This is a genomic window from Brachybacterium sp. ACRRE (assembly GCF_022346485.1).
Lineage (GTDB): Bacteria > Actinomycetota > Actinomycetes > Actinomycetales > Dermabacteraceae > Brachybacterium > Brachybacterium halotolerans.
The window spans coordinates 25,550-52,060 of the sequence record NZ_JAKRMO010000007.1 but is presented as its reverse complement, the minus strand read 5'-3'; the positions used below and the strand labels follow the sequence as shown (position 1 = coordinate 52,060).

General features: G+C 73.1%; 26 protein-coding genes. 14 read left to right on the top strand and 12 right to left on the bottom strand.

Annotated features, from left to right (window positions below):
- Window positions 1-29: 29 nt before the first annotated feature.
- A complete protein-coding gene (locus MHY49_RS03440; protein WP_239202605.1) occupies window positions 30-2,168 on the bottom strand; it encodes a KUP/HAK/KT family potassium transporter in 2,139 nt (712 codons plus the stop codon).
- A gap of 110 nt (window positions 2,169-2,278) precedes the next feature.
- On the opposite strand from MHY49_RS03440, the gene MHY49_RS03435 reads away from it, so the two are divergent.
- The 4 genes from MHY49_RS03435 (at window position 2,279) to MHY49_RS03420 (ending at window position 5,219) form a co-directional block, all read left to right on the top strand.
- Window positions 2,279-2,782, top strand: coding sequence for a helix-turn-helix transcriptional regulator (locus tag MHY49_RS03435; protein WP_239202604.1), 504 nt, complete (start codon window positions 2,279-2,281; stop codon window positions 2,780-2,782).
- Window positions 2,779-3,189 carry a VOC family protein gene (locus tag MHY49_RS03430; protein WP_228358279.1) on the top strand — a complete coding sequence of 137 codons (411 nt, stop codon included), beginning with the start codon at window positions 2,779-2,781 and terminating at the stop codon, window positions 3,187-3,189. The genes MHY49_RS03435 and MHY49_RS03430 overlap by 4 nt, the downstream gene beginning before the upstream one ends.
- Window positions 3,190-3,198: 9 nt before the next feature.
- The gene (locus MHY49_RS03425) at window positions 3,199-3,876 is read left to right on the top strand and encodes a M23 family metallopeptidase (protein ID WP_239202603.1); all 678 of its coding nucleotides are present in this window, start codon (window positions 3,199-3,201) and stop codon (window positions 3,874-3,876) included.
- Window positions 3,877-4,154: 278 nt separating this feature from the next.
- A complete protein-coding gene (locus tag MHY49_RS03420) occupies window positions 4,155-5,219 on the top strand; it encodes an NAD(P)-dependent alcohol dehydrogenase (RefSeq protein WP_239202602.1) in 1,065 nt (354 codons plus the stop codon).
- Window positions 5,220-5,338: 119 nt separating this feature from the next.
- Here MHY49_RS03420 and MHY49_RS03415 read toward each other — a convergent pair whose 3' ends face one another.
- Both MHY49_RS03415 and MHY49_RS19175 read right to left on the bottom strand, forming a co-directional pair.
- Window positions 5,339-6,112, bottom strand: a complete 774-nt coding sequence (locus tag MHY49_RS03415) for a peptidase E (protein ID WP_239202601.1) — start codon at window positions 6,110-6,112, stop codon at window positions 5,339-5,341.
- Window positions 6,113-6,153: 41 nt separating this feature from the next.
- On the bottom strand, window positions 6,154-8,661 hold the full coding sequence (locus MHY49_RS19175; RefSeq protein ID WP_304502665.1) for an FAD/NAD(P)-binding protein: 2,508 nt from the start codon (window positions 8,659-8,661) through the stop codon (window positions 6,154-6,156).
- 193 nt (window positions 8,662-8,854) lie between these two features.
- Between MHY49_RS19175 and MHY49_RS03400 the strand changes: the two genes are divergently transcribed.
- From MHY49_RS03400 to MHY49_RS03380, 5 genes are all read left to right on the top strand, one after another.
- Window positions 8,855-9,919 (top strand): amino acid ABC transporter permease, encoded by a 1,065-nt coding sequence (locus MHY49_RS03400; RefSeq protein ID WP_239202600.1) that lies wholly within the window; start codon window positions 8,855-8,857, stop codon window positions 9,917-9,919.
- On the top strand, window positions 9,916-10,731 hold the full coding sequence (locus tag MHY49_RS03395; RefSeq protein WP_239202595.1) for an amino acid ABC transporter ATP-binding protein: 816 nt from the start codon (window positions 9,916-9,918) through the stop codon (window positions 10,729-10,731). The genes MHY49_RS03400 and MHY49_RS03395 overlap by 4 nt, the downstream gene beginning before the upstream one ends.
- A 62-nt stretch (window positions 10,732-10,793) precedes the next feature.
- Window positions 10,794-11,816 carry a transporter substrate-binding domain-containing protein gene (locus tag MHY49_RS03390; protein WP_239202593.1) on the top strand — a complete coding sequence of 341 codons (1,023 nt, stop codon included), beginning with the start codon at window positions 10,794-10,796 and terminating at the stop codon, window positions 11,814-11,816.
- Window positions 11,816-12,874 (top strand): LLM class flavin-dependent oxidoreductase, encoded by a 1,059-nt coding sequence (locus MHY49_RS03385; protein WP_239202592.1) that lies wholly within the window; start codon window positions 11,816-11,818, stop codon window positions 12,872-12,874. The genes MHY49_RS03390 and MHY49_RS03385 overlap by 1 nt, the downstream gene beginning before the upstream one ends.
- Entirely contained in the window at window positions 12,871-14,232 is a 1,362-nt protein-coding gene (locus MHY49_RS03380) for an LLM class flavin-dependent oxidoreductase (protein ID WP_239202591.1), read from the top strand. The genes MHY49_RS03385 and MHY49_RS03380 overlap by 4 nt, the downstream gene beginning before the upstream one ends.
- A gap of 40 nt (window positions 14,233-14,272) precedes the next feature.
- On the opposite strand, the gene MHY49_RS03375 is transcribed toward MHY49_RS03380, so the two are convergent.
- Window positions 14,273-14,956, bottom strand: a complete 684-nt coding sequence (locus MHY49_RS03375) for an HAD family hydrolase (protein WP_239202590.1) — start codon at window positions 14,954-14,956, stop codon at window positions 14,273-14,275.
- Between the two features lie 129 nt (window positions 14,957-15,085).
- Window positions 15,086-15,280, bottom strand: a complete 195-nt coding sequence (rpmB, locus tag MHY49_RS03370) for a 50S ribosomal protein L28 (protein WP_152352778.1) — start codon at window positions 15,278-15,280, stop codon at window positions 15,086-15,088.
- A gap of 308 nt (window positions 15,281-15,588) precedes the next feature.
- On the opposite strand from rpmB, the gene MHY49_RS03365 reads away from it, so the two are divergent.
- Together MHY49_RS03365 and rsmD are read left to right on the top strand one after the other, a co-directional pair.
- Window positions 15,589-17,844: an ATP-dependent DNA helicase RecG gene (locus MHY49_RS03365; protein WP_239202589.1), complete on the top strand. Its 2,256-nt coding sequence runs from the start codon at window positions 15,589-15,591 to the stop codon at window positions 17,842-17,844.
- A gap of 1 nt (window position 17,845) precedes the next feature.
- Window positions 17,846-18,424, top strand: coding sequence for a 16S rRNA (guanine(966)-N(2))-methyltransferase RsmD (gene rsmD / locus MHY49_RS03360; protein ID WP_239202588.1), 579 nt, complete (start codon window positions 17,846-17,848; stop codon window positions 18,422-18,424).
- Window positions 18,425-18,438: 14 nt separating this feature from the next.
- Here rsmD and MHY49_RS03355 read toward each other — a convergent pair whose 3' ends face one another.
- On the bottom strand, window positions 18,439-18,984 hold the full coding sequence (locus MHY49_RS03355) for a GNAT family N-acetyltransferase (protein WP_239202587.1): 546 nt from the start codon (window positions 18,982-18,984) through the stop codon (window positions 18,439-18,441).
- Between the two features lie 34 nt (window positions 18,985-19,018).
- A complete protein-coding gene (locus tag MHY49_RS03350) occupies window positions 19,019-19,393 on the bottom strand; it encodes a VOC family protein (protein WP_200500884.1) in 375 nt (124 codons plus the stop codon).
- 18 nt (window positions 19,394-19,411) lie between these two features.
- Here MHY49_RS03350 and MHY49_RS03345 point away from each other — a divergent pair, with 18 nt between their 5' ends.
- On the top strand, window positions 19,412-20,296 hold the full coding sequence (locus MHY49_RS03345; RefSeq protein WP_239202585.1) for an AraC family transcriptional regulator: 885 nt from the start codon (window positions 19,412-19,414) through the stop codon (window positions 20,294-20,296).
- Between the two features lie 60 nt (window positions 20,297-20,356).
- Here MHY49_RS03345 and fdhD read toward each other — a convergent pair whose 3' ends face one another.
- The 5 genes from fdhD to MHY49_RS03320 form a co-directional block, all read right to left on the bottom strand.
- Window positions 20,357-21,292: a formate dehydrogenase accessory sulfurtransferase FdhD gene (fdhD, locus tag MHY49_RS03340; RefSeq protein WP_239202584.1), complete on the bottom strand. Its 936-nt coding sequence runs from the start codon at window positions 21,290-21,292 to the stop codon at window positions 20,357-20,359.
- 47 nt (window positions 21,293-21,339) lie between these two features.
- On the bottom strand, window positions 21,340-22,500 hold the full coding sequence (locus tag MHY49_RS03335; RefSeq protein WP_239202583.1) for an ABC transporter ATP-binding protein: 1,161 nt from the start codon (window positions 22,498-22,500) through the stop codon (window positions 21,340-21,342).
- Complete coding sequence (locus MHY49_RS03330; RefSeq protein ID WP_239202582.1) at window positions 22,497-23,285, bottom strand: ABC transporter permease; 789 nt, start codon at window positions 23,283-23,285, stop codon at window positions 22,497-22,499. Before MHY49_RS03330 ends, MHY49_RS03335 begins: the two co-directional genes overlap by 4 nt.
- Complete coding sequence (gene modA / locus MHY49_RS03325; protein WP_239202581.1) at window positions 23,282-24,085, bottom strand: molybdate ABC transporter substrate-binding protein; 804 nt, start codon at window positions 24,083-24,085, stop codon at window positions 23,282-23,284. The genes MHY49_RS03330 and modA overlap by 4 nt, the downstream gene beginning before the upstream one ends.
- 87 nt (window positions 24,086-24,172) lie before the next feature.
- A complete protein-coding gene (locus MHY49_RS03320; protein ID WP_200500880.1) occupies window positions 24,173-24,565 on the bottom strand; it encodes a molybdopterin-binding protein in 393 nt (130 codons plus the stop codon).
- Window positions 24,566-24,793: 228 nt separating this feature from the next.
- On the opposite strand from MHY49_RS03320, the gene glp reads away from it, so the two are divergent.
- The gene (glp, locus tag MHY49_RS03315; protein WP_239202580.1) at window positions 24,794-26,023 is read left to right on the top strand and encodes a gephyrin-like molybdotransferase Glp; all 1,230 of its coding nucleotides are present in this window, start codon (window positions 24,794-24,796) and stop codon (window positions 26,021-26,023) included.
- Window positions 26,020-26,511 carry a cyclic pyranopterin monophosphate synthase MoaC gene (gene moaC, locus MHY49_RS03310; protein ID WP_239202579.1) on the top strand — a complete coding sequence of 164 codons (492 nt, stop codon included), beginning with the start codon at window positions 26,020-26,022 and terminating at the stop codon, window positions 26,509-26,511. Before glp ends, moaC begins: the two co-directional genes overlap by 4 nt.

The following is a 26,511-nucleotide window of genomic DNA, read 5'->3' as shown; positions in this document are numbered from 1 at the left end:
GCCGGGTGAACCGTCGGCGGTCCGGCCTCTCAGACCTGCGCTTCGGCGCCCATCACGACGGTGCGCTCGGGCGGCAGGTGCAGGGCATGGGTCTTGTTCGCGGAGAACTTCTCGAGGAGGCGGAACAGGCCCTTCTGCCAGCGCGGCATGCAGCGGTCCTCGCCGGGCTCGATGCGGAACACGGACAGGAAGTAGATCGCCTTCCTCGGGTCCACGCGCAGCTCGGGGGAGAGGCCCACGGCCTCCGTCAGCGCCGCAGGAAGGTCCTGCGAATCGTTGAAGCCCACCTTGTAGGTGACGTGGACGATGCCGTCGTGCGGATCGCCGAGGTCGCTGACCTGCACGCGAGAGTCGTGCAGCACGTGCGGGACCCCCACGTTGCGGATCGTGATGATGACGACGTTGCGATGCACCATCCGGTTGAACCGGAGGTTCGAGCGCAGCGCGAGCGGGACCGTCGACGGATCGCCGTGCGGGTAGACGGCGAGGCCCGGGACCCGTCGGACGTGCTTCTCGCGGATCTCCCGCACGAACTCGTCGATCGGCCCCTCGAGGGCGTGGCGCCTGCCGAAGTACTCGCGCGCTCCGCGCCGCCACGTCAGCATGACCACGAGCAGCGCGGCCGCGATGACCAGGGGCAGCCAGCCGCCCGAGGCCACCTTGATGACGTTGCCCGCGAACAGGGCGAGCTCCAGGGCGCCCACGATCACGGCCATGAGGACCACGCGCCACAGCGGCCAGTTCCACACGCGCAGCGCGAGCAGGAGGAACAGTGACAGCTCGAGCATCAGCGTGCCCGTCACCGAGAGCCCGTAGGCCGAGGCCAGCGATTCCGAGGAGCGGAAGGCGAGCACCAGGGTGAGCACGCCCAGGAACAGGAAGAGGTTCACCACCGGAAGGTAGATCTGTCCGCCGTGGACCTTCGAGGTCTGCAGGACCTTCAGCCGCGGCAGCAGGCCCAGCCGGGTCGCCTGCCGGGAGACCGAGAAGGCACCGGAGATGACCGCCTGGGAGGCGATGACCGTGGCCATGGCCGCGAGCACCACGAGCGGGATCCGCGCCCACGACGGGGCGAGGCGGAAGAACGGGCTGGCGATCGCCGAGGGGTCCGAGAGGATCAGCGCGCCCTGCCCGAAGTAGCAGATGAGCAGGGAGGGCAGGATCAGGCACAGCCAGGCGAGGGCGATCGGACGCCGGCCGAAGTGGCCCATGTCGGCGTAGAGGGCCTCCGCGCCCGTGATCGCGAGGACCACGGCGCCCATCGCGATGAACGCGACCACGGGCCGGTCCAGCGCGAAGACGATCGCATAGCTGGGCGAGATGGCGCGCAGGATCGAGAGGTCCGAGAGCAGGTGCGGCAGGCCCAGCGCGGCGATCGCGAGGAACCAGCACACCATGATCGGCCCGAACGCCTTCCCGATCGCGCCCGTTCCCCACCGCTGCACGAGGAAGAGCCCGGTGAGGACCACGACCGCGGCGGGCACCACCCAGGCGCCCAGCGCCGGGTTCGCGACCTGCAGGCCCTCGAAGGCGCTGAGCACGGAGATCGCGGGGGTGATCACGGAGTCGCCGTAGAAGAGGGTCGCGCCGATGATCGCGAGGATCAGGGCGATCGACGCCTGCGTGGAGCGCCTGCCGAGCTTGCGCTGGATGAGGTTCGCGAGGGAGAGGATGCCGCCCTCGCCCTGGTTGTCGGCGCGCAGGATCACACCCACGTAGGTGACCGTGACGATGAGGATCAGGCACCACACGATCATCGAGATCACGCCGAGCACGTCCTGCTCGGTGGGGGCGACGGAGTTGTGGTGGGTGCTGAAGACGGTCTGGAGCGAGTAAAGAGGGCTCGTGCCGATGTCGCCGAACACGACGCCCGCGGCACCGAGCATGAGGGCTGCGACGGGCTGGCGGCGGCGGGGCCGGCCGTCGGGATCGAGCACGGCCCGGCGGGAGCGCCGGGGTCGATCCGGCGGGGGAGCCGAGGCGTCTCCGGGGGACATGCGCGGGCCGGGGTCCGAGGAATCGGCGTCCGATGGGGTCGCGCTCGGGGCGTCCGCGCCGGGCGCCTCGGTGCTCGGGGCGTCTGCCGTGGAAGGGGACTCGGCCGACGGGGCGGCTGCGGGGGTGATGCTCCCGTGAGGATGCGGGGCACGGCCTGGTTCAGTGACCACGAGCGGACATCCTGCCACTGCCGGGGGCCGATGCACAGTGCCCGCCCGCGGCGCGCGCGATCCGTGCGTCACATGGGGGATCGGATCATCGGGCGACTACTGTTCCGCGCATGACACACCGTGCGCTGGAGGACCGCCTCTCGGAGATCGTGCGCCTGCGCGCCGTGCGCGACCGCATCGATCGCGAGTTCGACCGGCCCCTGGACGTCGAGGAGCTCGCCCGCGGCGCCCACATGTCCGCGGGCCATCTCGGTCGCCGGTTCCGCGAGGCCTTCGGGGAACCGCCGTACCGCTACCTCATGACCCGCCGCGTCGAGCGGGCGATGATGCTGCTGCGGCGCGGCGACATGAGCGTGACCGACGTGTGCTTCGCCGTGGGCTTCGGCTCCCTCGGCACCTTCAGCCTGCGCTTCAGCGAGCTCGTCGGCGTCGCGCCCAGCGCGTACCGCGCGCAGGTGCAGGGCACGCCCGGCATCCCGTCCTGCGTGCAGATGGCGATCCGCAGGCCCCGTCGGAACCCCTCGGCCGAGGCTGCAGGGACAGCCGGGACAGCCGCACCCGATCAGGAATCGAGAAGCGGCCCCGCAGCCCCCGCGCGCACAATGGGGCCATGAGCATCGGCATCCGCACCTCCTTCCTCCCGCACACCGACCCCGACGCGTCCCTCGCCTTCTGGCGCGACGTGATCGGCTTCGACGTCCGGCTCGACGTCGGCCAGGGCGCCATGCGCTGGATCACCGTCGGCCCGAAGGACGACGAGTCCGTCTCGATCGTCCTCGCCCCGCCGGTCGTCGACCCTGCCGCGACCGACGAGGAGCGCGCCGCCGTCGCCTCCCTCATGGCCAAGGGCGTCTTCGCCATGGTCCTGCTGTCCACCGACGACGTCGATGCCGAGTTCGCACGCATCGAGGCCGCCGGCGCCGACGTCATCCAGGAGCCCACCGACCAGGACTGGGGACCGCGCGACTGCGCGCTGCGCGACCCGGCGGGCAACATCGTCCGCCTCCAGCAGGTCGGCTGAGCGACCCCGATGCCGGAGCGCCGCGCCGACGGGCGGGCGGAGCGCGCGGAGGCCCTGCCTCCGCTGCGTCTCGCCCATCCTCTGCGCGGCCGATGGACCCCGCGGAACTCCCCGGCCGACCGCGTCCCGAGCCACGGCACCGAGCGCTTCGCGACCGCCCTCGCGCTGGACCTGGTCCCCGTGGGGGCGGACTCCCGCACGGGCCCCTTCGACGCCGGCGCCCTGCTCGGTCCCGAGCCTCCCGAGCGCTTCCCCGGATTCGGCCGGGACGTGCTCGCTCCGTGCGAGGGCCGCGTCGTGAAGGCCCACGACGGGGAGGTCGATCATGACGCGCACCGCGGGCTCGCCTCGATCGGATACGCGCTCACGCAGGGCCGTCGCGCCGCCGAGGGCTGGAACGGCCTGGCGGGCAACCATGTGGTGATCGCGACGGAGGACCCGCACCGCGGACAGGTGTTCGTCGCGCTCTGCCACCTGCGGCGCGGCAGCATCCGGGTCCGCACCGGGGACACGGTCCGCGCGGGCGACGTGCTCGCCGCGTGCGGCAACTCGGGCAACAGCATGGAGCCCCACCTCCACCTGCAGGCGATGGAGGGGCTCGACATCGAGCGCACCGTGCCCGTGCCCTTCGTGCTGCCCTGCGGGATGCCCGGTCGCGGCGAGATCCTCGAGGGCGCGCCGGACTGAGCACCCTCTCCACCGAGCGCCCTCTCCACCGCGCCCGGGCACCGCGCCGTACGGGCGAAGCGACACCGTCACGCCGCGCCGGGGCGGACGCCCGGTGTTCGCCGCCATTCCTGAGTGTCTGGAGAATCTCGTCGGCCGATGGGGCGGGGGCCTGCGGGACTACGCTGGTCGGGTCGCCCGCCGCGGGGGTGCGTCCTCGAGATCGCACCCCATGCCGGAGCATCGCTCCGGACGTCCCGGCGGGCATCCATCCGCACCCGAGCTCCGAGGAGACGACCGTGCCCTTCACCGTCAAGGCCCTGCAGAAGACCGGCCCCGACCAGCCCTACAAGGTCGCCGAGATCCAGCGTCGCGACCCCCGGCCCACCGATGTCGTCATCGACATCAAGGCCGCCGGCATCTGCCACAGCGACATCCACACCATCCGCAACGAGTGGGGCGAGGCGCACTTCCCGCTCACCGTCGGCCACGAGATCGCGGGCGTCGTCTCCGCCGTCGGCGACCAGGTCACGAAGTACACCGTGGGCGACCGCGTCGGCGTGGGCTGCATGGTCGACTCCTGCGGCGAGTGCGAGCAGTGCCTCGCCGGCCAGGAGCAGGACTGCCTGAACGGCAGCGTCGGCACCTACAACGTCAAGGACGTCGACGGCACCATCACCCAGGGCGGCTACTCGCAGAAGGTCGTCGTCGACGAGCGCTTCGTGTGCCGCATCCCCGACGGCCTCGACTTCGACGTCGCCGCCCCGCTGCTGTGCGCCGGCATCACGACCTACGCCCCGCTCGCCCGCTGGGGCGTCGGCGAGGGCAAGAAGGTCGCCGTGCTGGGCCTGGGCGGCCTCGGCCACATGGGCGTCCAGCTCGCGGCGGCCATGGGTGCCGAGGTCACCGTGCTCTCGCGCTCGCGCAAGAAGGAGCAGCTCGCGATCGATCTGGGCGCGACCCGCATGCTCCCGACCACCGAGGACGGCTTCTACGAGGAGCACCGCGGCGAGTTCGATCTGATCCTCAACACGATCAGCGCCGACATCCCCGTCGACAGCTACCTGCGGCTGCTCAAGCCGCACGGCGTGATGGCCGTCGTCGGCCTCCCGCCGGCCGCTCAGCCGCTGCACTTCGGTGCGCTCATCGGCGGCGGCAAGGTGCTCGCCGGCTCCAACATCGGCGGCATCGCCGAGACCCAGGAGATGCTCGACTTCTGCGCCGAGCACGGCATCGGCGCCCAGATCGAGGTCATCGGGGTCGACGAGGTCGACACGACCTACGACCGCGTGGTCAACGGCGAGGTCTACTTCCGCGCCGTCATCGACACCGCGACCTTCGAGGACGCGCCGGTCGGCGTCTGAGCCCCGACCCGCGCGGCGGTCGGTGACCGACCGCCGCGCACGGCGCCTGGTGCGTCGTCGTCCGACGGGCCCGGCGGCCTCCTTCAGGGGAGGCCGCCGGGCCCGTCGGCGCTGAGGCCTCAGGAGGATCCGGCCGGGAGCGCTCCGTCGAGCAGCCGCACGGGCAGGTCCTCCTCGACGAGAGCGCCCGTCGAGTCGTCCCGATGGAGTCTGCGGACCCTCGCACCCTCCTTCTCGCTCACAGCCTCCGCCAGCTGTTGCGAGCGATACAGCAATCCCGTGCTGTCGTCGGTGCAGAGCGTCTCGCCGAGCGTCCCCTCGGCCACGAGCCTCCGCAGCAGAGGCATCCGCGCCCCCTCCGTGTCGCAGTGCACGCCGTTCGCCCACGGGAGCAGACCGAGGCCGTCGGTCACCGGTGCGAGGTCGGGACCGAAGGAGTCCGTCACCCCGCCCGTGTGCCAGCAGATCGAGCCCGCGGAGACGCCCGCGAGCACCACGCCCTCCTCCCACAGCTGCCGCATCACGCGGTCCAGGCCGTGCGCCCGCCACACCGCGAGCAGGTTGACCACGGAGCCGCCGTTCACCCAGATCACGTCGAAGGAGCGCAGGTAGGCGGGGATGTCCGCGACGTTGGGCGTGGAGAACAGCGAGAGGTGGTGCAGCTCGTAGCCGGCGTCGCGGGCGGCCTCCTCCATGTCCCTCTGGAAGCGCGCGTCATCGCCGGAGGCGGTCGAGACGTTGCAGATGCGCGGAGGGCCGGACGGGTCGTGCCATCCGTCCTCGGCGGCGAGCTCGGTCGCCAGGCGCATCATCGGCCCGAAGTCGAAACGCAGGCGCGGGTGGGGGACGTAGCCGGCGCTGGTCGCGAGGATGGTCGGTGCGGAGGCGGTCATGGGCACAGCATGCCCGAACCCTGCGCCGCGCGGGCCCGGGCTCAGGCCGCGGTGAGCACCGCGGCGTCGGCCGCCTCGAGGGCCGCGGTGAGCACGTCGCGGGAGGCGTGGGAGCCGAAGACGGCGCCGTCGGGCTCGAGGTGGCGGGCCTGGCCCAGCCCGTCCACGAGCACCGCGTCGTATCCCAGCCTGTCCAGGAGCGCCGCGACGCGGGTGGCCGCGACCTCGTCGTCCGAGGCGATCGCGAGGGCGCGGCGATCGCTCGCCCCGGCCGGCCGCGGATGGTCCTCGACGTCGTGGTAGCCGATGTGGTTCAGGGCCTTGGCGACGCGGCTCGCCGGCAGGTGCGCCGCGGCCAGCTCGCTGCTCGAGAGGTCGGCGCCGAAGCGGGCGCGGGCCTCCTCGATCGCCGCGAGGTCCTCGGGCCCCCAGGGGTTCGTCGCGTCGACGACGACCGCCCCGCGCAGGCGCTCGGGATCGAGGTCGAAGACGGCGTGGAACGGCATGGTCAGCACGACCACCTCCCCGGCGGAGGGCGTGCGCAGGCCGGCCACGGCGCCCGGGATCCGCGCGCTCAGCGAGCGGGGATCGCGCGAGGTCTCGACGTGCACGTGCAGTCCGCTGCGCACGGCCTGACGCGCGATCGCGGTGCCGATCTTGCCGGCGCCCACGATGCCGACGTCGTGCGCGGGATGGCCGGCATCGGTGCTCGGGGCGCCGGCGGCGACGGCCTCCGCCTCGGCGAGAAGAGTGCGGGCGAGGGCGTCGTTGCGCCGGAAGACAGGGGCGTCGGTGCGGGGGCGGGCGAAGGCGCCGAGCGGGAACTCCGAGGTCGCGGGGCCGACGGCCCACAGCCCCGGGACCGGCGCGCCCTCGGCGTCGAGCACCCGGCCCGCGCCGTCGGTGCGCAGACGGCCCGGCGCATGGGGATCGCTCGCTCCGATGTCCGTGCCGAGGCGGCGCAGGAAGGAGTTCGAGGAGCCCTCGAGCGTGGGCGCGGGCAGGAAGGCGTCCACGAGCGCGCGGGTCCGCACCCGTGCGCCGCCCGCGCCCTCGGCGACGAACTCGCCGGTCTCCTCGTCGGCCGTGACCTGCAGGCGCGGGCCGAGGAAGTGGACGAGCCCGGCGCGTTCGAGGGCGAGGATCTGCTGGAGCCGACGCGGCGGCGGACCCGAGCAGACGAAGCTGAACAGGGAGTGCCACAGCCCCGGATAGCTGCCGCGCGAGGCGGGGGAGAGGCGCTCGGCGGGCAGCAGCCGGGCGAGGGCCCCCGTGATGCGCAGCAGCACCTGGAAGAGCGCGCGCGCCTGCGTCGGATCCTCCCCGGTGCGCTCGCGCAGGTCGCTCTCGATGTGGCCGACGAGCACATCGCGCGTGCGGCGCAGCGCCTCGGCGGCGTCGTCGGGGGCCGCGCCGTCGCTCCCGAAGAGCCCGACCAGCGGGTCGTCGAGCGCGGTGAGCAGATCCCAGCCCTCGCTGTCCGTGCGGCCGAGGGCGATGCCCGGGACCGCATGGCGGATCTCGGCGGCGACCAGGGGCAGCACGGAGCGCTCGAAGTCGACGTGGCCCTCGGCGTCCTCGGCGGCATCGAGCGCCTCCGGCGTCAGGTGCGCGAGCGCGGATGGCCCGGTGGGGACGTCCTCCCCGCGCACCTTCGAGTGGAAGGGTGTGCCGCGGCGCGAGCCGAGCCACAGCACGGGCTCCTCGCCGGAGGGCTCGTACGTCAGCCGGTCCGGGTCGCCCACGAGCGGGGCGGGGGAGAAGCTGCCGCCGCGGCCCTCGGCGAGCAGGGCGATGAGGTCCACTGCGCCGAGGCCCATGCCTCGCAGGATCACGTCCTGGCCCGCGGTCAGCGAGGCCAGGTCCACGCCGTCGGCGTGCGAGGGGGAGGCGTAGACGCCGTCGTGGCGGGCGGCGAAGTCAAGGAGGTCGCGCTGCGCGGGAGTGGGGCGGGCGTCGGTGTGGCCGACGGTGACGAGCACGAGATCCGCCGAGAGCGAGGTGCCGTCGTCGAGCGCGACGCGCCAGGGGGCGCCGGACGGCGCGGTGCCCTCCGGTCCGCCGCGCTTCTCGATGCCGGTCGCGAGGCGGCGGTGGATGCGCACCTCGATGCTCGCGGGAAGGTCCGCGAGCACGCGCCCGAACACCCACTCGAGGTAGAGCGCCTGCACGCGGCGGCTCGGGAAGGACTCGGGAGTGAGCGCCTCGATCTCCGCGAGGCGCTCGGTGCCCGCCGTCGGGGCCGCGATGCCGCCCTCGCGGATGCCCTCGGCCCACTGCGCGAGGGAGGGGCCGGGGCGGACGGGCCCGTCGATGCTGGACGCCTCGTCCGTGAACATCGTCACGTCCATCGCGCGGGAGTTCATGAGCAGGAGCGGGCTCTCGTGCGCGTCCCAGATGCGTCCCGCACCCGGCGTGCTGGGATCGACGAGGTCGATCCGCACGTGCGCGCCGGCGAACTCCGCGGCGTTCGCGCCGAGGCGTTCCAGCAGGCCAGAGGGCCGCGGACCGGCACCCACGACGATGATCCGCGCGCTTCTCGTGCTCATCGGCGCTCCCTTCTGTGTCGTGATGTGTCCGGTCGAGACGTCTCCGCTTGCCACAACTAAAGACTCGCTTATACGGTCCATAACTGCAACAGGGGTGTTACGTGCGTTCACACAGATCCACGGGATCCACGTCATCCCGGAGCCGACGACCGTCGGCCCCATCGCCCCAGACCCACGACCGGAAGGCACAGCCGTGACCCTCACTGCACGCGACGCCGCATCCCGCACGCTCCGCACGAGCGGCGAGGAGTCCTGTGCCTCGGACATGCCCGGCCGGTCGGCGGACGACGGGGTCGAGGGCGGCGGTGCTCCTGCGGGCCGCTCGCTCGACGCCCTGGGAGCAGACCGGATCGAGCGGCTGCGGGTCGCCCCCGCCCGTCGGCCGGTGCGCCGCGCCGTCGTGACCATCGTGGGCGTCCTCGTGCTCGCCGCGCTCGTCGCCATCGCCCTGAACCCGCGGTGGGAGTGGGGCGTGGTGGGCAGCTGGTTCCTCGCCCGCTCGATCATCCGCGGGCTCGGGGAGACGCTGAAGCTCACCGTGCTCTCGGGTGTGCTCGGTTTCGGCCTGGGCCTCGTGCTCGCGCTCATGCGCCTCTCCCGCTCGCGGCTGGCCTCGGGGCTGTCCTGGACGTTCTCCTGGATCTTCCGCTCGACGCCGCTGCTGGTGCAGATGCTCATCTGGTTCAACCTCGGCTACCTCTACGACCGCATCGTGGTGGGCGTCCCGTTCACGAACCTCAGCATTCTCGACGCCCGCACGAGCGACCTGATGACCCCGCTCGTCGCCGCCGTGCTGGGCCTGGGCCTGCACCAGGCGGCCTACGCCTCCGAGCTGATCCGCGGCGGCATCCTCTCGGTCGACGCCGGACAGGTCGAGGCCGCGAGCGCGCTCGGCATCCCCGCGCGCGACCGCAACCTGCGGATCGTGCTCCCGCAGGCCATGCGCGCCATCCTGCCCTCGGCGTTCAACGAGGTGATCGGCCTGGTCAAGGGCACGGCGATCGTCTACGTGATCGCCCACGCCGAGCTGTTCTTCACCGTGCAGCTGATCTACGGCCGCACCCAGCAGGTGCTGCCGATGCTCATGGTCGCGACCCTCTGGTACATCGTCATCACCTCGCTGCTGTCCATCGCCCAGTACTACATCGAGCGCCACTTCGCGAAGGGCGCCGTGCGCACGCTGCCGCCCACCCCGCTGCAGCGCCTGCGCGCGAACCTCACGGGTCTGCGCTCGAAGAGCACGGAGGTGCGCGCATGACCGCCCTCGAGACCACCACGTCGACCGCCGCCGTCACGGCGCCCCGCGGGGGACGCGTCGAGGTCCGCGCGGCCCACAAGGCCTACGGCGACCTCGAGGTGCTGCGCGGGGTCGACCTGACCGTCGAGCCCGGCACGGTCACCGCGATCCTGGGCCCCAGCGGCTCGGGCAAGTCGACGCTGCTGCGCACGCTCAACCACCTCGAGGCCCTGGACCGCGGCGTGGTCGCGATCGACGGCGAGATCATGGGCTACCGCCGCCGCGACGACCTGCTGCTCGAGCTCTCCGAGAAGGACGTGCTGCGCCAGCGCACCGAGGTGGGCATGGTGTTCCAGCAGTTCCACCTCTTCGGGCACATGACCGCGCTCCAGAACGTCGCGGAGGCGCCCAGGCGCGCGCTCGGCGTCCCCAAGCGCGAGGCGCTCGCACGCGGCCGCGAGCTCCTGGAGACCGTGGGACTTGCCGCGAAGGCGGACGTCTACCCGCGCCAGCTCTCCGGCGGCCAGCAGCAGCGCGTCGCGATCGCCCGCGCCCTCGCCCTGCGCCCCAAGGTGCTGCTGTTCGACGAGCCCACCTCGGCGCTCGACCCCGAGCTCGTGGAGGAGGTGCTCGCCGTGATCCGCGATCTCGCGAGCGCCGGCACCACCCTGCTGATCGTCACGCACGAGATCGCCTTCGCACGCGACGTCGCCGAACACGTCGTCTTCATGGACGGCGGGCGCATCGTGGAGCAGGGGCCGCCCGAGCAGGTCATCGGCGCGCCCCGCCACGAGCGCACCCGCGGCTTCCTGCAGCGCATCCACGCCGCATGAGCACCCTTCGCGACCCGGGCCCCGTCGGCCCGCACCCCACTCACGCCCCCTCCGGAGAATCCATGACCCAGCATCCCGCCGACCCCGGTCGGCACCGGCTCCCGCGCCGACGGCTCCTCGCCGGAGCCGCCTCCCTGCCCGTCCTCGCCGCCCTCGCCGCCTGCGCCGATCCGACCACGGTGAGCAGCGCGGCGGGCCCGGGCGGCTCCGACGGAGGATCCTCCGACGGCGGCTCGGGCGGCTCCTCGTCGATCGACACCTCCGGCACGCAGAAGAGGATCCGCACCTCCGTCGACGAGAAGCTCGCGAAGGCCGTGCCCGAGTCCTTCCGCAAGGACGGCAGGCTCACCGTCGCGACCACCGTGGTGGGCGGGCCGCCGCTGTGCTTCATGGCCGATGACAACAAGACGCCCATCGGCTCCGAGCCCGACATCGCCCAGCTCGCCGCCGACAAGCTGGGCCTCGACCTGGACCTGAGGATCACCAGCTGGGAGAACTGGCCGCTCAAGCTGAAGGCGGGCGAGTTCGAGGTCGTCCACTCCAACGTCGGCATCAACGACGAGCGCCTGGAGACGTTCGACTTCGCCTCCTACCGGCGCGCCTTCATGACGTTCCTCGTGAAGAAGGGCGCCGGCCTCGGGCTCGGCGAGCCCGACTCCGTGAGCGGGCGCGTGATCGCCGTGGGCAACGGGACCAACCAGGAAGCCCTGCTCATGCGCTGGAACGAGGACCTGCAGAAGGACGGCAAGGACCCGGCCGAGCTCAAGAGCTTCTCGAGCGACGCCGACGTGCTGCTCGCGCTCGGCGCCGGACGCATCGACGCCTACTTCGCCCCCTACGAGACGATGAGCTACGTGGCCTCCACCCGGGACGACGTCGAGACGCAGGGGAAGATCGACGAGCTCTCGCCCGGCAAGACCCTGGTCGCCGCGACGTTCACGCGCGGCACCGGGATCGCCGAGGTCTACGCGAAGGCCCTCCAGGCCACGATCGACGAGGGCACCTACGCGAAGGTCCTGGACCGCTGGGGACTGTCCGAAGAAGCGGTGACCGAGAGCCGCGCACACACCAAGGAGAACCCGTGATGACCACACCGCCCGTCCTGACCGTCGACCTGCCGAGCACGCCCGCTCGGCTGGGGGCCGTGCGCGACCTCGCGCGGGCGCTCGACGCGGCCGGCCTCGGCGCCCTCAGCATCAGCGGCGACGCCGAGCGCGGCGACCTCCACCCGATCCACGTCGCCTCCCACCTCGCCCCGCTCACCCGCGCCCTGTCGCTCGTGGTCCGCACCGACGCGGTGGACGTCGAGCCCTTCCACCTGGCCACCCAGCTCATGAGCCTCGACCACATCAGCGGCGGCCGCGCCGGCTGGCTCGTCGAGACCCGCACCGACGACGCGGCCGCCCACGTCGTCGGACGCGAGGCGCTGGACCCCGAGACGGCGCGCCGCGAGACCTCGGACGTCGTCACCGTGGCCCGCCTGGTCTGGGACTCCTGGAGCGACGACGCCGTGGTGCGCGACGCCGAGACCGGCGTCTACGTCGACGCCGCGAAGCTGCAGTACGTCGACTTCGAGGGGGAGTCCTTCTCCGTGCGCGGCCCCTCCATCACCCCCCGCTCCCCGCAGGGCCTGCTGCCGGTGCTCGTGGCGGACGCCGACCGCCCCGCGGTCGGCGACACGGTCGCCGAGCAGCTGGCCGACGGCCGCGCCGTCGACGTCGTGCTCGACCCGGACACGACCGCGCAGGAGATCGCGGGCGCGGTCCGCGAGGCGCTCGGCGCGGCCGGGATCGTCGGCGCCGAGCTCGACCCGCAGGCCGCGGACACGGCCGCAGCGAGTGCCGCCCCGAGCACGCCGCGCCTCGTGCGGCTCGTCGGACTGCTCGGCCAGCAGGATCCCGCGGACGACGTCGCGCAGTCGCAGAAGGCCGACGCGGGCGAGGACGCCTTCCGACCCGCCGAGCTCGCCTCCCGCGTGGCCGACGCCGCCGCCCAGCTGCGCGCCGACGGGCTCGTCGCCCCGGCCCCGAGCGCCGGCGCCACCCTGCGCGCGCAGTTCGGGCTCCCGCGCCCCGACGTCACCATCGATCCCGCGCGCCGCTCGGACCGCGCCCGCACCGCCCAGAAGGAGATCGCTCGATGAACAGCACCACCGCCGAGCAGACCACGACCGGAGCCGCAGCCTCTCCCGCCGACTCCGCCCACCCCATCCACGCCGCGCACACCCCGAGCGGCACCATCCGCCTGGGGGTCTTCTTCCAGGGCGTGAACTCCTCGACCGCGTGGCGGGCGCCCGGCGCCGGCGACCAGGTCGCCTGGGAGTCCTTCGAGCGCCTCATCACGACCGCCGAGCGCGGCGTGTTCTCCGCCTTCTTCCTGGGGGAGGGGCTGCGCCTGCGCGAGCACCAGGGAGTGCCGCTCGAGTTCGACGTCGCCGGCCGCCCCGATGCGCAGACCCTGCTCGCGGCGCTCGCCTCGATCACGACGCAGATCGGCCTCGTCGCCACCCAGAACACCACGTACAACGACCCGGTCGACCTCGCCCGTCGCCTGCAGAGCCTCGACCTGCTCAGCGACGGCCGCGCCGCCTGGAACATCGTCACCACGGACAACGCCTGGACCGGCGAGAACTTCCGCCGCGGCGGCTACATCGAGCACGCCGAGCGGTACGAGCACGCCGAGGCCTTCGTCGACGTCGCGCGACGGATCTGGCGCGGGGAGGACGTGGACCACGAGGGACGCCACTACCACGTGCGCGCGAGCGGGAGGCTGCCGCGCTCGCGCCAGGGCGAGCCCGTGCTCTTCCAGGCCGGCGTCTCCCCGCAGGGGCGCGACTTCGCCGCCCGCACGGCCGACGTCATCTTCTCGCCTTTCGGCGACCTCGAGCGGGCGATCGACTTCCGCCACGACATCGTCGAGCGCACGCTCGCCGCGGGCCGCTCGGCCGAGTCCGTGCAGATCTTCCCGGGGGCCGAGTTCATCCTGGCCGCGACCGACGCCGAGGCCGAGGACAAGCTGCGCTGGGTGCGCGAGCAGCAGGTGGGCCCGCAGCAGGCGATCGCCCTGCTCGAGCAGTACTGGGGCCGCGACCTCACCGCCTACGACCCCGACGGGCCGCTGCCCGACGTGGATCCGCTCGTCGTCGAGTCCGGTGTCACCCGCGGTGCCGGCTTCCAGTTCGAGAAGGCCCAGGAGCTGACGCGCGCCTGGCGCGAGGAGGCCGCCCAGAAGGGGCTGTCGATCCTCGAGTTCGCGCGCTCGCGCCAGGGGTCGCGCGGCAGCAGCTTCACCGGCTCCTACGACGCGGTCGCCGAGCAGCTCGCCGAGTACGCCCGGTGGGGAGCGATCGACGGACTGAACATCACCCCGTGGCTGATCCCCGGTGGCCTCGACGACATCGTCGACGAGCTCGTGCCGCGCCTCCAGGAGCGCGGCGTCTACCCGACCGAGTACTCGGGGACGACGTTGCGCGAGAACCTGGGGCTGCCCGCGCTCGCCTGAGGCGACACGGGGCGCCTCGCGGAGGAGCTCGGCGGCGCGCTCACGCCCGACGCAGTCGGACCGCCCGCCAGCCGAACTCCTCCGCGCCCTCCGTGTGGGAGGCGCTGTCGTCGAGGAAGGCGACGGAGCAGCGGGGGACGGCGCGGCCGAGCACCCGTTCGATGCGCGCATGGGCGAGGGCGAACGCGGCGGGATCGGGCTTCGCCTCGCCGAGCTCGGCAGTGTTCAGGACCCACTCCCCATGCGGATCGAGGAGATCGCCGAACCGCCGTGGCGTGGGAACGGCGGGATCCTCGTGCGCGCACAGCTCCTCCAGCTCCTCGCGCACCCGGTCGGTGCCGTTGGTGAGCACGAAGACCTCGATCCCCTCCCGCTGCGCGTCCTGCAGCAGATCGAGGACATCCGTGTCGAGCCGGCCGCGGTCGTCCGCCCAGGTGCCGATGGCACGGCGGGCCCGGGCGGCGGGGACGCCCTGGTCACGGAGCGTGGAGAGGATGGACTCCCGCCAGGCCTCATGAGTGGCGCGGCCGCGCGTGACGTCCTCGAGCAGCGGGTCGCGCAGCACGGCGCGGAAGGCGGAGCCCTGGGGGAGCCCGAGCTGCTCGTCGAGCGCTGCCCAGGGCGTCGTGTCGAAGACGCGCAGGACCCCGTCGAGGTCGCTCACGGCGACCCAGACGCCGTCCTCTGCGAGGAGCGCGCGATAGTCGGCGAGTGCGTCGAGCATCGACTCAGCGTACGGGGCCGGACGCATGGGACCGGCCCCGGACGCACGGAAGCCCCCACCGTCTCCGATGGGGGCTCCGACGGGGAATCCCGAGGGATGGCCTGGCCGCGAGGGCCGAGCGCGTCCTGCTCAGGCGCCGACCTTCTGCACCTTGCCGGCCTTGAGGCAGGAGGTGCAGACGCTCAGGCGCGTGGGGGTGCCGTTGATCACGGTGCGCACGGTCTGGATGTTCGGGTTCCAGCGGCGCGAGGTGCGGCGGTGCGAGTGGGACACGCTCTTGCCGAAGCTCGGGCCCTTGGCGCAGATGTCACACGTGGAAGCCACTGTCGTCTCCTGAAGATCGAATCGTTGCGGGTGCCTCGCCCGCCGGACGCGCCCCGGCCGACGCTCGATCGTCGGAGGGTTCGCATACCGTGGTCGACCACAGGAAGAGCGGTCGCGCAAGGCAACCCCGACAGCATAGCCCACGGCTGCCGGGCGCCGGAAGCGCGGAGAGCGCCGCGCGCTGTGGATTCAGACACAGCGTCCCCTGCAGGTGGCACCATTGTCCCGCACGCATCCGTGCAGGCGAAGGCCGGTAACGGGAGCCAGCGGCAGGGCAGGGCAGGGAACGGGGAGAGGGACGGCGCACCATGAACGCTGACGCGAGCGGCACGGGCCGCACGGCGCGCGCGCCGCGCCGCTCCTCCGGCGTGCCCGAGCTCTCCGAGCTCCTCACGTCCGCAGAGCTGCGGGCCGTCCGCGCGCAGGGCGCGGAGGACCTCGACGACATGCTGCGCCTGACCCCGCTGCGCTACATCGTCCCCGGCGAGCTGCGCGATCTGGGCGCGCTGCGCGAGGGGGACGACGCCACGGTGATCGTGCGCGTCGTCGGGTCGCAGGCACGCCGCATGAAGCGCAGGCCCGGCTCGATCCTCGAGGTCCGCGTCGCCGACGAGAACGCACAGCTCACCCTCACGTTCTTCCTGCCCAAGGACCACATCGTGCGCTGGCACCAGGAGCACCTCGCACCCGGCACCCGCATCGCCGTGTTCGGCACGGTCCACTTCGACCCCCGCTTCCACCAGGGCGCCCCGCAGATCACGAATCCCCGCTACGAGCCGTACGACGGCAGCGCGGAGGCGCGAGCGCGGCTGATGCGGCCGGTCCCCGTCTACCGACTGCGCAAGAAGGCCAAGCAGGCCACGCTGCGCTCGGCCTACAAGAAGGCCGTCGAGTTCGCCGACCAGCTCACCACGATCCTCCCGCCCACCGTGCGCGCCGCCGAGCACCTGCCCTCGCTGCCCGAGGCCATGCGCCTCATCCACACCCCGCAGGACATGGCCGAGACCGAGCGCGGGACGAGGCACCTCGTCTTCGAGGAGGCCTTCATCCTGCAGACGATCTTCGCGCAGCGCCGTGCCTTCGACGCGCGCACGCCCGCGCCCGCCCTCCGTGCGAGCGGTCCGCTGCAGCCCCTGCTCGACGAGCGCCTGCCCTTCACGCTCACCGAGAGCCAGGCCGAGGTCGGGGAGGCGATCCGCCACGAGCTCGCGCGCTCGCGGCCCACGAACGTGCTGCTCCAGGGGGACGTGGGCTCCGGGAAGACCGTGGTCGCGCTGCGCGCGATGCTCCAGGCCGTGGACTCCGGCCACCAGGCGGTCCTGCTCGCCCCCACCGAGGTCCTCGCCGAGCAGCACCACCGCACCATCCTCAACCTCCTCGGCGACCTGGGGCGCGCGGACCACATGCACGCCCATCCCGACGCCACGCGCGTGCGCCTGCTGACCGGCTCGCAGTCCGTCGCCGACCGTCGGCGCACCCTGCTCGACGTCACCAGCGGCGAGGCCGGCATCATCGTCGGCACCCACGCGCTGCTCACGGAGTCCGTCGAGTACGCGGCGCTCGGCCTCGTCGTGATCGACGAGCAGCACCGCTTCGGCGTGGACCACCGCAGGCGGCTGCGCACCAAGGGGGCCGACGGCAAGAACCCCCACGTCATCGTCATGACCGCGACGCCCATCCCGCGCACCGCGGCGCTCGCGACCGCCGGGGACCTCGACGTCCTCAGCCTCACGCAGAGCCCGGGCGGCCGCCCCGGCATCACCACCCATGTCGTCCACGAGGAGGACCCGGCGTGGGAATCCCGCATGTGGGCGCGCACCGCCGAGGAGATCGGCGCCGGCCGCCAGGCGTTCGTGGTCTGCGCGCGGATCGACGAGCGCGAGGAGAGGGCGGACGTCGAGATCATGGGCGAGGTGTTCGAGGACCTCCCCAGCGGCACCGACCCGGGCCCCGAGCCGCGCGGCGTCACCCAGACGGCCGAGCGCCTGGCCCGTCGGCCCCAGCTGCACGGCGCACGCATCGGCGTCATGCACGGCCGGCTCTCCGCTCAGGAGAAGCAGGAGGCCATGGACGCCATGGTCGCGGGCGAGCTCGATCTCCTGGTCGCGACGACCGTCATCGAGGTGGGCGTGGACCTTCCCAATGCGTCCGTGATGGTCGTGATGGACGCCGAGCGCTTCGGCATCTCCCAGCTGCATCAGCTGCGCGGGCGCATCGGCCGCGGCGAGCACCCGGGCATCGCCTTCTTCGACACCCGCATGCCGCACGGCTCGGAGACCTCCGAGCTGCTCGCGAAGATCGCCGCGACGACCGACGGGTTCGAGCTCGCCGAGATCGACATGCGCCGCCGCGGGACGGGCGATCTGGTGGGGGAGGAGCAGTCCGGTCTGCACCGCACCCTGGAGCATCTGGACGTGCTGCGCGACGAGAAGATCATCGCGCGAGCACGGGGCATCGCCTTCGACCTGGTCGCGGGCGACGTCGACCTCGAGGACCATCCGCAGCTCGCGGCGGCCGTGGAGCGCCGCCTGCGCGACGCGGACCCGAACGTGGAGAGGAGCTGAGATGCCGCGCATCATCGCCGGCGAGCTGGGCGGGCGGACCATCCCCGGCCCCCCGGGGAAGGGCACGCGTCCCACCTCCGACAGGGTCCGCGAGGCGCTCTTCTCCCGGCTCGAGGGCTGGGACGCCCTGCGCGGCGCGCGGGTGCTCGACCTGTTCGCCGGCACCGGGGCGCTCGCCTTCGAGGCGCTCTCGCGCGGCGCGGAGTCGGCGCTGATGGTGGAGATGCACGGGCCGACGGCGCGGCAGCTCGGCACGACCGCGGGTCGACTCGGCCTCTCAGCGCGCTGCACGGTGCGCACCGGGAAGGCCGAACAGGTCGCGGCCCAGCTCGCGGAGGCAGGTGTGCCGGCCGACGGGGGATTCTCGCTCGTGATGCTCGACCCGCCCTACGACCTGCCCACCGAGGCGCTCGAGCAGCTGCTGCGCGTGCTGCGCCCGGCGCTCGCGGAAGACGCGCTCGTCGTGATCGAGCGCTCGAGCCGCTCCCGTCCGCTCTCCTGGCCCGAGGACTGGGCGGACGACGGCACCAAGACCTACGGCGAGACCGTGCTCCAGTACGGCGGCCCCGCGACCGACTGACCGGGAGGACTCGGTCAGCGGGACATGCGGATCTCCCGGAGGTCCTCGAGGGAGGGATCGATCTTCGTGCCGCCGTCGGCCCGGAAGCCGACCTTCTCGTAGAAGCGGCGGGCGCGCGGATTGTCCTCGACCACCCACAGGTAGGCGCGCCGATCGCCCAGCAGCTCCGTGACCAGCGCCTGCGCCAGGCCGGTGCCGTGGAACTCCCGGCCCACGTTGAGGGCCTGCAGCTCGAGCGGATGCGGGGCGTCCTCGTCGCGCCCGGTGCCGATCATGAGGAAGCCGACGGGAGCGCCGTCGGCGTCACGGCCGATCCGCAGGCGCTCGTGCACGGTCCGCTCGCGCTCGGGATCGAGCATCCGGCGCCACATGGTGCGGCGCCGGCCGAGGGAGGCGTCGTCGTAGGCGAAGGACGGCACGATCCCCGTGTACGCCTCGCGCCACACGCGCGTGTGCAGGGCCGCGAGCGCGTCGGCATCGGCGAGCACCGGCACGTCGATCGTGAACCCGGGCCGTGCGGGCTGTGCGGAGTGTGCGGGCGGATTCGGGGATTCGCGCATGGGCGCCAGTATGGCGCGTCCCCCTATCCCGCCGTCAGCCCCAGTTCTTCTCGTCCGTCAGGCAGAAGAAGTGCCCGGCCGGGTCCTGCAGCACGATCCAGGTGTCCCCGGGCTGGGGCTCGACGCGGGTGGCGCCGAGCTCGACGCAGCGCTCCGCCGCGGCCTGCGGGTCGGAGGCGGCGAGGTCGAGGTGGAACTGCTTGTGGCCGTCGTCCGGCCAGGTCGAGCGCACGTGGTCGGGGATGCGGCCGATGCCGAGGGCTCCGGAGGGGCCGGTCAGCATCGCGTAGTCCTCGGTGAGAACGGCGATCGGCCACCCCAGCACCTCGGACCAGAAGCGGGCCTCCGGCTCGGTCTCGGAGGCGTCGAGAGTCGTCATGGCAAGGCGTGCAACAGCGGTGTCGTCCATGGGTGGAAGACTGCCGCCATGGGCACGGACGCCGATAGGACGAAGGCGACACCTCCGCACATGTACGGCCATGTGCTGCGCCCCGAGGAGCTCCTGGACCGCGCGTGCTACGACTTCGCCCGGCCCTGTGCCGCGCTGCGCCCCTGGGTGGAGCGGTACTGGTCTGTCCGCTGGGACCTCGCGGCCGGCGAGACCTTCCCGGTCGCGACGCTCGACGATCCGTCGGTCAACCTCACCGTCGAACGCGGCGGCGCGCAGCGGGAGGGCACGGACACCACGGGCACCACGGAGGGAGCGGGCGTCTGGATCACCGGACCGGTGACCCGAGGACGCTTCGACGTGCGCCTGACGGGCAGCGGCAGCGTGGTGGGCGTCAAGTTCGCGCTCGGCGGGACGCGCGCGTTCTCGACGCAGGACCTGCGTGCACTGCGCGATCGCACCATCCCCGCCCAGCAGTGGTTCGGCGGGGCCGCCGTGCAGCTGGTGGCTGAGGAGCGGACGGGCACGCTGCCCGAGGACGCGGTGACCGCGGCGCCGCGGCTCGACGCCTGGCTCCTCGAGCGCGGGCCGACGGAGCCGCCCGACGCCCCGATGCTGCGTCGCCTCCTGCAGATCATCGACGAGTCGCCGACGCACTCGCTCGCGGACCTGGAGCGTCGCAGCGGCGTCCCGGCCCGCACGCTCCAGCGGCTCTTCGACCGAGGGCTCGGGGTGGGCGTGAAGCGGATGCTCGTGAGGGCACGCGTGATCGACGCGACGGCCGCCCTCGATCGCGGCGACCCGCGCTCGCTGAGCGACATCGCCTCCGCTCTGGGGTGGTTCGACCAGTCGCACTTCATCCGCGACTTCCGGGCCATCACCGGCGAGACCCCTGCCCGCTACGCCCGTCGGGCCTCTGGCTGATCAGACGCTCCGCGCCGACCGGGGAGTGCCCGGGCGGGGCGATTCGGCGGCCAGGGTCGGTCAGCGGACGGCGGCGGGCCGACTCTCCTCGACCCTGGGCTCGGTCTCGGTCTCAGTCTCCGTTTCGCCCTCGGCCGCGCCGGCCCCGTGCTCCTCCACGGCCGGCTCGAGGACCCGGTCCGGGCGCGAGTAGACGTTCAGACGCGGGCCGCGCACGAATCCCGCGAGGGTCAGGCCGGACTCGACGGCGAGCTCGACCGCGAGGGACGAGGGGGCGGAGACCGCGGAGAGCACGGGGATCCCGGCCATCACCGCCTTCTGCACCAGTTCGAAGCTCGCGCGGCCCGAGACCTGCAGGATCGTGCCGCGCGCCGGCAGGCGGCCGTTCTGCGCCGCCCAGCCCACGACCTTGTCGACAGCGTTGTGCCGCCCGACGTCCTCGCGCAGCACCAGCAGCTCACCGCTCGCCGCGTCGAACAGTCCCGCCGCGTGCAGCCCGCCGGTCTTGTCGAAGACGTCCTGGTGCTCGCGCAGCGTGTCGGGCAGGGAGGCGATGAACTCGGGGGCGATGCGCAGCTCGTCGTCGGCCACGCCGAAGGCGGAGACCGTGCGGACGGCGTCGATGCTCGCCTTCCCGCACACTCCGCACGAGCTGGTCGTATAGAAGTTCCGCTCGGTCGACGGGGAGGGCGGCGGCACGTGCGGGGCGAGCGTCACGTCGAGCACGTTGTACGTGTTCAGCTCGCCGCCCGTGCCGGGGCCGCCGCAGTGGATCGCCTGCACCACGTCCCGCGGGCCCTTGATGATCCCCTCGGAGAGGAAGAAGCCCGTCGCGAGCTCGACATCGTGGCCGGGCGTGCGCATCGTGACCGCGACGGGGCGACCGTTCGCGCGGATCTCGAGCGGCTCCTCGACCGCGAGCGTGTCGGGCCTGCGCGTGCTGCCATACCCGAGGCGGATGCGGGTGATCGGACGGCTGGAGGTGATGCGACCCATGCCGCTCAGGGTACGCCGTGGACCTGCTGCGGCAGGGACGCACGAGGTCAGCGGGCGGGCTCGTCCTGGCGGCGGTCCTGGACGAGGCGCAGAGAGCTCGGGGCGAAGCGGAGCCGGGAGCCGACGACCGGCAGACCGCCGCCGGTGGCCCGGGCGGCGGCATCAGGGGAGACCTGGGCGATGAGGCCGTTGTCGGCCTCGATGCGGACACGTCCCGCGCTCGCCTGCACTCCGATGACCTGACCGACCACGCCTGCTCGCCCTCGATGGTCATCGAGCGGCAGCAGATCGACGTCCTCCGGGGCGGCGATCCCCAGGGCGCTCTCGCCCCGTGGCGGCGGGGCGTCGGGATCGGGCGCGCCGGGCAGCAGGGTGTCGCCCACGCGGAGGGCCGGGCGCGCCGCGCCGTCGGCCGCGGGCGCGCACATGCCCTCGATGACGCCGAAGCCTGCGAGTCGGGCGCCGAAGCGGCTGCGCGGGGTCGTCGCGATCTGCTCGGGGGCGGTGCGCTCGCGGATCGTGCCGGACTCGAGCACCACGCAGCGGTCGGCCAGGTCCCAGGCGTCGCTGAGCTGGTGGGTCACCAGCAGCGCGGTGGTGCCAGTGCGGGCGAGCTCGCGCGTGAGAAGCCCGCGCACGCGCGGCGTGGACTCGGCATCGAGGGCCGCGAACGGCTCGTCGAGCAGGATCACCGAGGGACCGGCGGCGAAGGCCCGGGCGAGGGCAACCCGTTGCTGCTGGCCCCCGGAGAGGCGGTGAGGGCGCTGGGCTGCGCGGTCGGCGAGACCCACCCGCTCGAGCCAATCCAGGGCGAGCGCGCGGGCTTGGCGCCGACCCATGCCGCGCGCCCGCAGGCCGAAGGCGACGTTCGCGACCAGATCCAGGTGGGGGAACAGCAGCGGACGCTGCTCGAGCAGGGTGATGCCGCGCAGATGCGTGGGCACGCTGCGGCGACCGGGGGCGTCGAGCACGCGCTCCCGTGCCTGGTCGCCACTGCCCTCCGTCACGGCGATGCGACCCTCGGCGAGCGGGACGGCGCCGGCGAGGGCGCCGAGGATCGTGGACTTGCCGGCACCGTTCGGACCGAGGAGCGCCAGGCGGCCGCCCGGAGGAACCTCGAGGCGGGCGCGCACGTCGAAGCTCTCGCGGCGGACGACGAGATCGGCGGCGAGGCCCGCGCCCGTCGGCCGCTCCGATCCCGCGTTCATCGCACGGCCTCCTCGCGCCAGGAGCGCAGGCCGGCGACGATCACCACGGCGCTCACCAGCAGCAGCAGGGACAGCGCGAGGGCGGAGTCCTGGCTCACGCCGACCCCGTTGTAGGCCGTGTAGATCGCGAGGGGCATGGTGCGGGTGACGCCCTCGGAGTTGCCCGCGAACAGGGCGGTCGCGCCGAACTCGCCCATGGCGCGCGCGAAGGCGAGCACGGTCCCCGCGACCAGACCGGGCGTCACCAGCGGCAGGGTGACGCGGGTGAGCACGCGCCAGCGGCTCGCGCCGAGGGAAGCGGCCACCCGCTCATGCCCCTGCCCGGAGGTGCGGAGCACCCCCTCGAGCGTGATGACGAGGAACGGCATGGCCACGAAGGTCTGGGCGACCACCACGCCCGCCGTCGTGTACGGCAGGGAGAAGCCGGTGGCCTCGAAGACGGGCTTGCCGATCACGCCCGAGCGGCCCAGCAGGGACAGCAGGGCGAGGCCTCCCACCATCGGCGGCAGTACGAGCGGCACCATCACGGCCGCCCGCAGCACCGCGGCCGCGCGGGAGGACGCGCGGGCGATGAGGAATGCGAGGGGGAAGCCCAGGATCAGGCACGCGATCGTCGAGCAGAAGGCGGTGAGCAGCGAGAGCCAGAGAGCCGTCACCGTCGAGGGGGCGACCAGGTCCTCGGCGAGGGTGGACCAGTGCACCCGGGTGAGCATCCCGGCCAGCGGCAGCACCAGCACGGCGAGGCCCACCAGGGCGATGGTCCGCAGCCAGGCGGGAGGTCTCACGGCGCGCCGAAGCCCGCCTCGTCGAGCACCTTCTGACCGTCGTCGGAGAGCAGGTAGTCCTCGAAGGCCTGCGCGCCCTCGGGGTCCTTGGACTTGGTGCTGACCGCCACCGGGTACTTGTTCACGGCTTCGTCGGACTCGGGGAAGTCGACGCCCTCGAGCTTGTCGCCCGCAGCGGTGACGTCCGTGGTGTAGACCAGGCCCGCATCCGCCTCGCCCTCCGCGACGCGGTTGACGACGCTGGTCACGTTGGTCTCCTCGCTCACCGGCTTCAGCGTCACGCCGGTGGCCTCCTCGACCTTGTCGGTGGCCTGGCCGCAGGGGACCTCGGAGGCGCAGGTGACCACGGAGACGCCCGACGTCGTGAGGTCCTTGAAGGTCTTGATCCCCTTGGGGTTCCCGGGGGCCACCGCGATCTCGAGGGTGTTCGTCGCGAAGATCTTCGAGTCGTCGGTGATGCCGGCCTCGGTGACGGGCTCGAGGCTCTTCTCGGAGGCGAAGGCGAGCACGTCGACGTCCGCGCCGTCGATGGCCTGGGTGGCGAGCGCCTGCGAGCCGTCGTACACGATCGGCTTCACCTCGTACTCGGGGTGCGCCTTCGTGAAGTCCTCGGCGACGGTGTCCATGGGCCCCTGCAGCGAGGCGGCCGCGAAGATCGTGATGGTCTTCGTCGAGCCGTCACCGGAGTCCGAGGCCGCGGAGTCCGAGGACCCCGAGCCCGAGCACCCGGCGAGGGCGAAGGCGGAGACGGCGAGCAGCGCACCGGCGGTGCGCAGGCGGGCGGTGGTCGACAGGGACATCAGGTGATCCTTCGATTCGACGGGAGGGGATGGCGGGACGGGAGAGCGGGGGAGAGACGGAGGCGAGAGGCGGCGGGAGGGGCCGGGTCAGGGCGTCTCGACGATGACGGTGGTCGCCTTGACGACGGCCGTGGCCAGGGAGCCGACCTCGAGCTCGAGCTCGCGGACGGCCTCGGTGGACATCAGCGAGACCACGCGGTGCGGACCGCACTGCATCTGGACCTGGGACATCACCCGATCGCTGACGATGCCGGTCACGAGGCCCACGAAGCGGTTGCGGGCGCTCGATCCGCGCTGCACGGGATCGCCGGGGCCGCCCGCGGAGGCCTCGAGGTGCGCGGCGAGCTCGCTGCCCTCCAGCACGGCCCGGCCCGAGGCGTCGGCCGAGGCGGTGAGCGCCCCGTTGTCGATCCAGCGCCGCACGGTGTCATCGCTGACGCCGAGCAGCGCGGCGGCCTCGCTCACGCGGAAGGTGGTCATGCGCTCCAGTACACCACGGACCCGCAGGTGCGGCGGAATCCATGCAAGCGGGCCGCGGATGCGGATGTTTCCACGTGAAGGGAGTCGGGTGCCGACGACTCCCACGAGTCGGCCGGGCTCGGATCCCGCGGACTCGGACCCCGCCGTCGGGGACCGGTCCGCGACTAGCATGGAGAGCATGCTGACCTCGACCACGGCCCTCCGGATCCAGCGCGCAGGGGCGAGGGCATGATCCCCTGGCAGGACCATCGTGCCCGCCTCCTGGCGGCGGTCCGCAGGCTCGATCCGGTGGAGCTGCCGCTCGCCGAGGCACGCGGCGCCGTGCTCGCCGAGGACGTCCGCACCGCGCATCCGGTGCCGCTGTTCGACAACTCCGCCATGGACGGATTCGCCGTCCATCGCTCCGAGGCGGGCGTCGACGCGCGCCTGCGCGTGGTGGGCGACGTGCCCGCCGGCGCCGCGGAGGATCCGCCGCTCGGCCGCGGCGAGGCGGTGCGGATCATGACCGGTGCACCGGTCCCGACGAGCGCCGATGCGATCGTGCCGATCGAGAAGGTCCGGATCGATCCGACGGACGGAGCGCCGACGGACGCCCACGGGCTCCCCGCCTGGATCGAGATCCTCGAGGAGCCGAAACCCGGCGCGCACATCCGCCGACGCGGCGAGGACACTCCCGAGGGCGAGGTCGCCGTGCCCGCCGGGGTCGAGCTCACGCCCTGGCGCCTGGCCGCCGTGGCATCGGCCGGGCACGGCCGTGTGCGCGTGGTCCGCCGGCCGCGCGTCGCCGTCGTCTCCACCGGGTCCGAGCTGGTGCCCGCCGGGCAGGAGCTGCGGCGCGGCCAGATCCCCGAGTCGAACGCGGTGCTGCTCGCCGCGGACCTCGCGGCCGACGGGCTCGAGATCGCCGACGTCTCCTGGTTCCGCGACGAGGACGGCGAGGACCTCGCCCGGCACGTCCGCGAGCTCGCGGCGCAGGACCTCGCCGACGCCGTCGTGGTCAGCGGCGGCGCGAGCGTGGGCGCCTTCGACGTCGCCAAGCATGCGCTCTCGCCGCTCGGCGTGCGCTTCGAGAAGGTCGCGATCCAGCCCGGCAAGCCGCAGGGGTTCGGGGTCGTGGACGACCGTCTCCCCGTCTTCTGCCTCCCCGGCAATCCGGTCGCGGTCGCCGTGTGCTACGAGCTGTTCGTCCGGCCCGCGCTGCGCGCGATGGCAGGTCACGGGGACCTCTTCCGGCCCACGGTCCGGCGCCGGGCGGGCGCGGCATGGAACTGTCCCGTCGGCCGCGCCCAGGCGCTGCCCGCGGTCATGGACGAGAGGACCGTCGCGCCCGCGAGCGCGGGCGGCAGCGGGTCCCACCTGGTGGTCTCCCTCGCCCAGGCGCACGACCTCGCGATCATCCCCGCGGACGTCGACCGGGTCCAGGAGGGCGACGAGATCGAGGTGATGGTGCTGTCATGAGCGAGAACCGCCAGCCCTTCACCCACCTCGACGGCGACGGCCGGGCGCGCATGGTCGACGTCACCGAGAAGACGCCGACGGTGCGCAGCGCGACCGCACGCGGCAAGGTGCTGTGCACCCCGGAGATCGTCGCCGCCCTGCGCGACCGGACGGTCCCCAAGGGGGACGTGCTCGCCGTGGCCCGCATCGCCGGCATCCAGGGCGCCAAGCGCACCCCGGAGCTGCTGCCCCTCGCGCACGTGATCGGCGTGCACGGGGCGGTGCTCGATGCCGAGATCGAGGACGACGGCGTCGAGCTGCGCGCCACCGTGCGCACCGCCGACCGCACGGGCGTGGAGATGGAGGCGCTGACCGCCGTCTCGATCGCCGCTCTCGCGGTGGTCGACATGGTCAAGGGCCTGGACAAGTCCGTGGCGGTCGAGCGCATCGAGCTGCTCGAGAAGACCGGCGGCAAGAGCGGCACCTGGCGCCGCACCGCACACGATTGA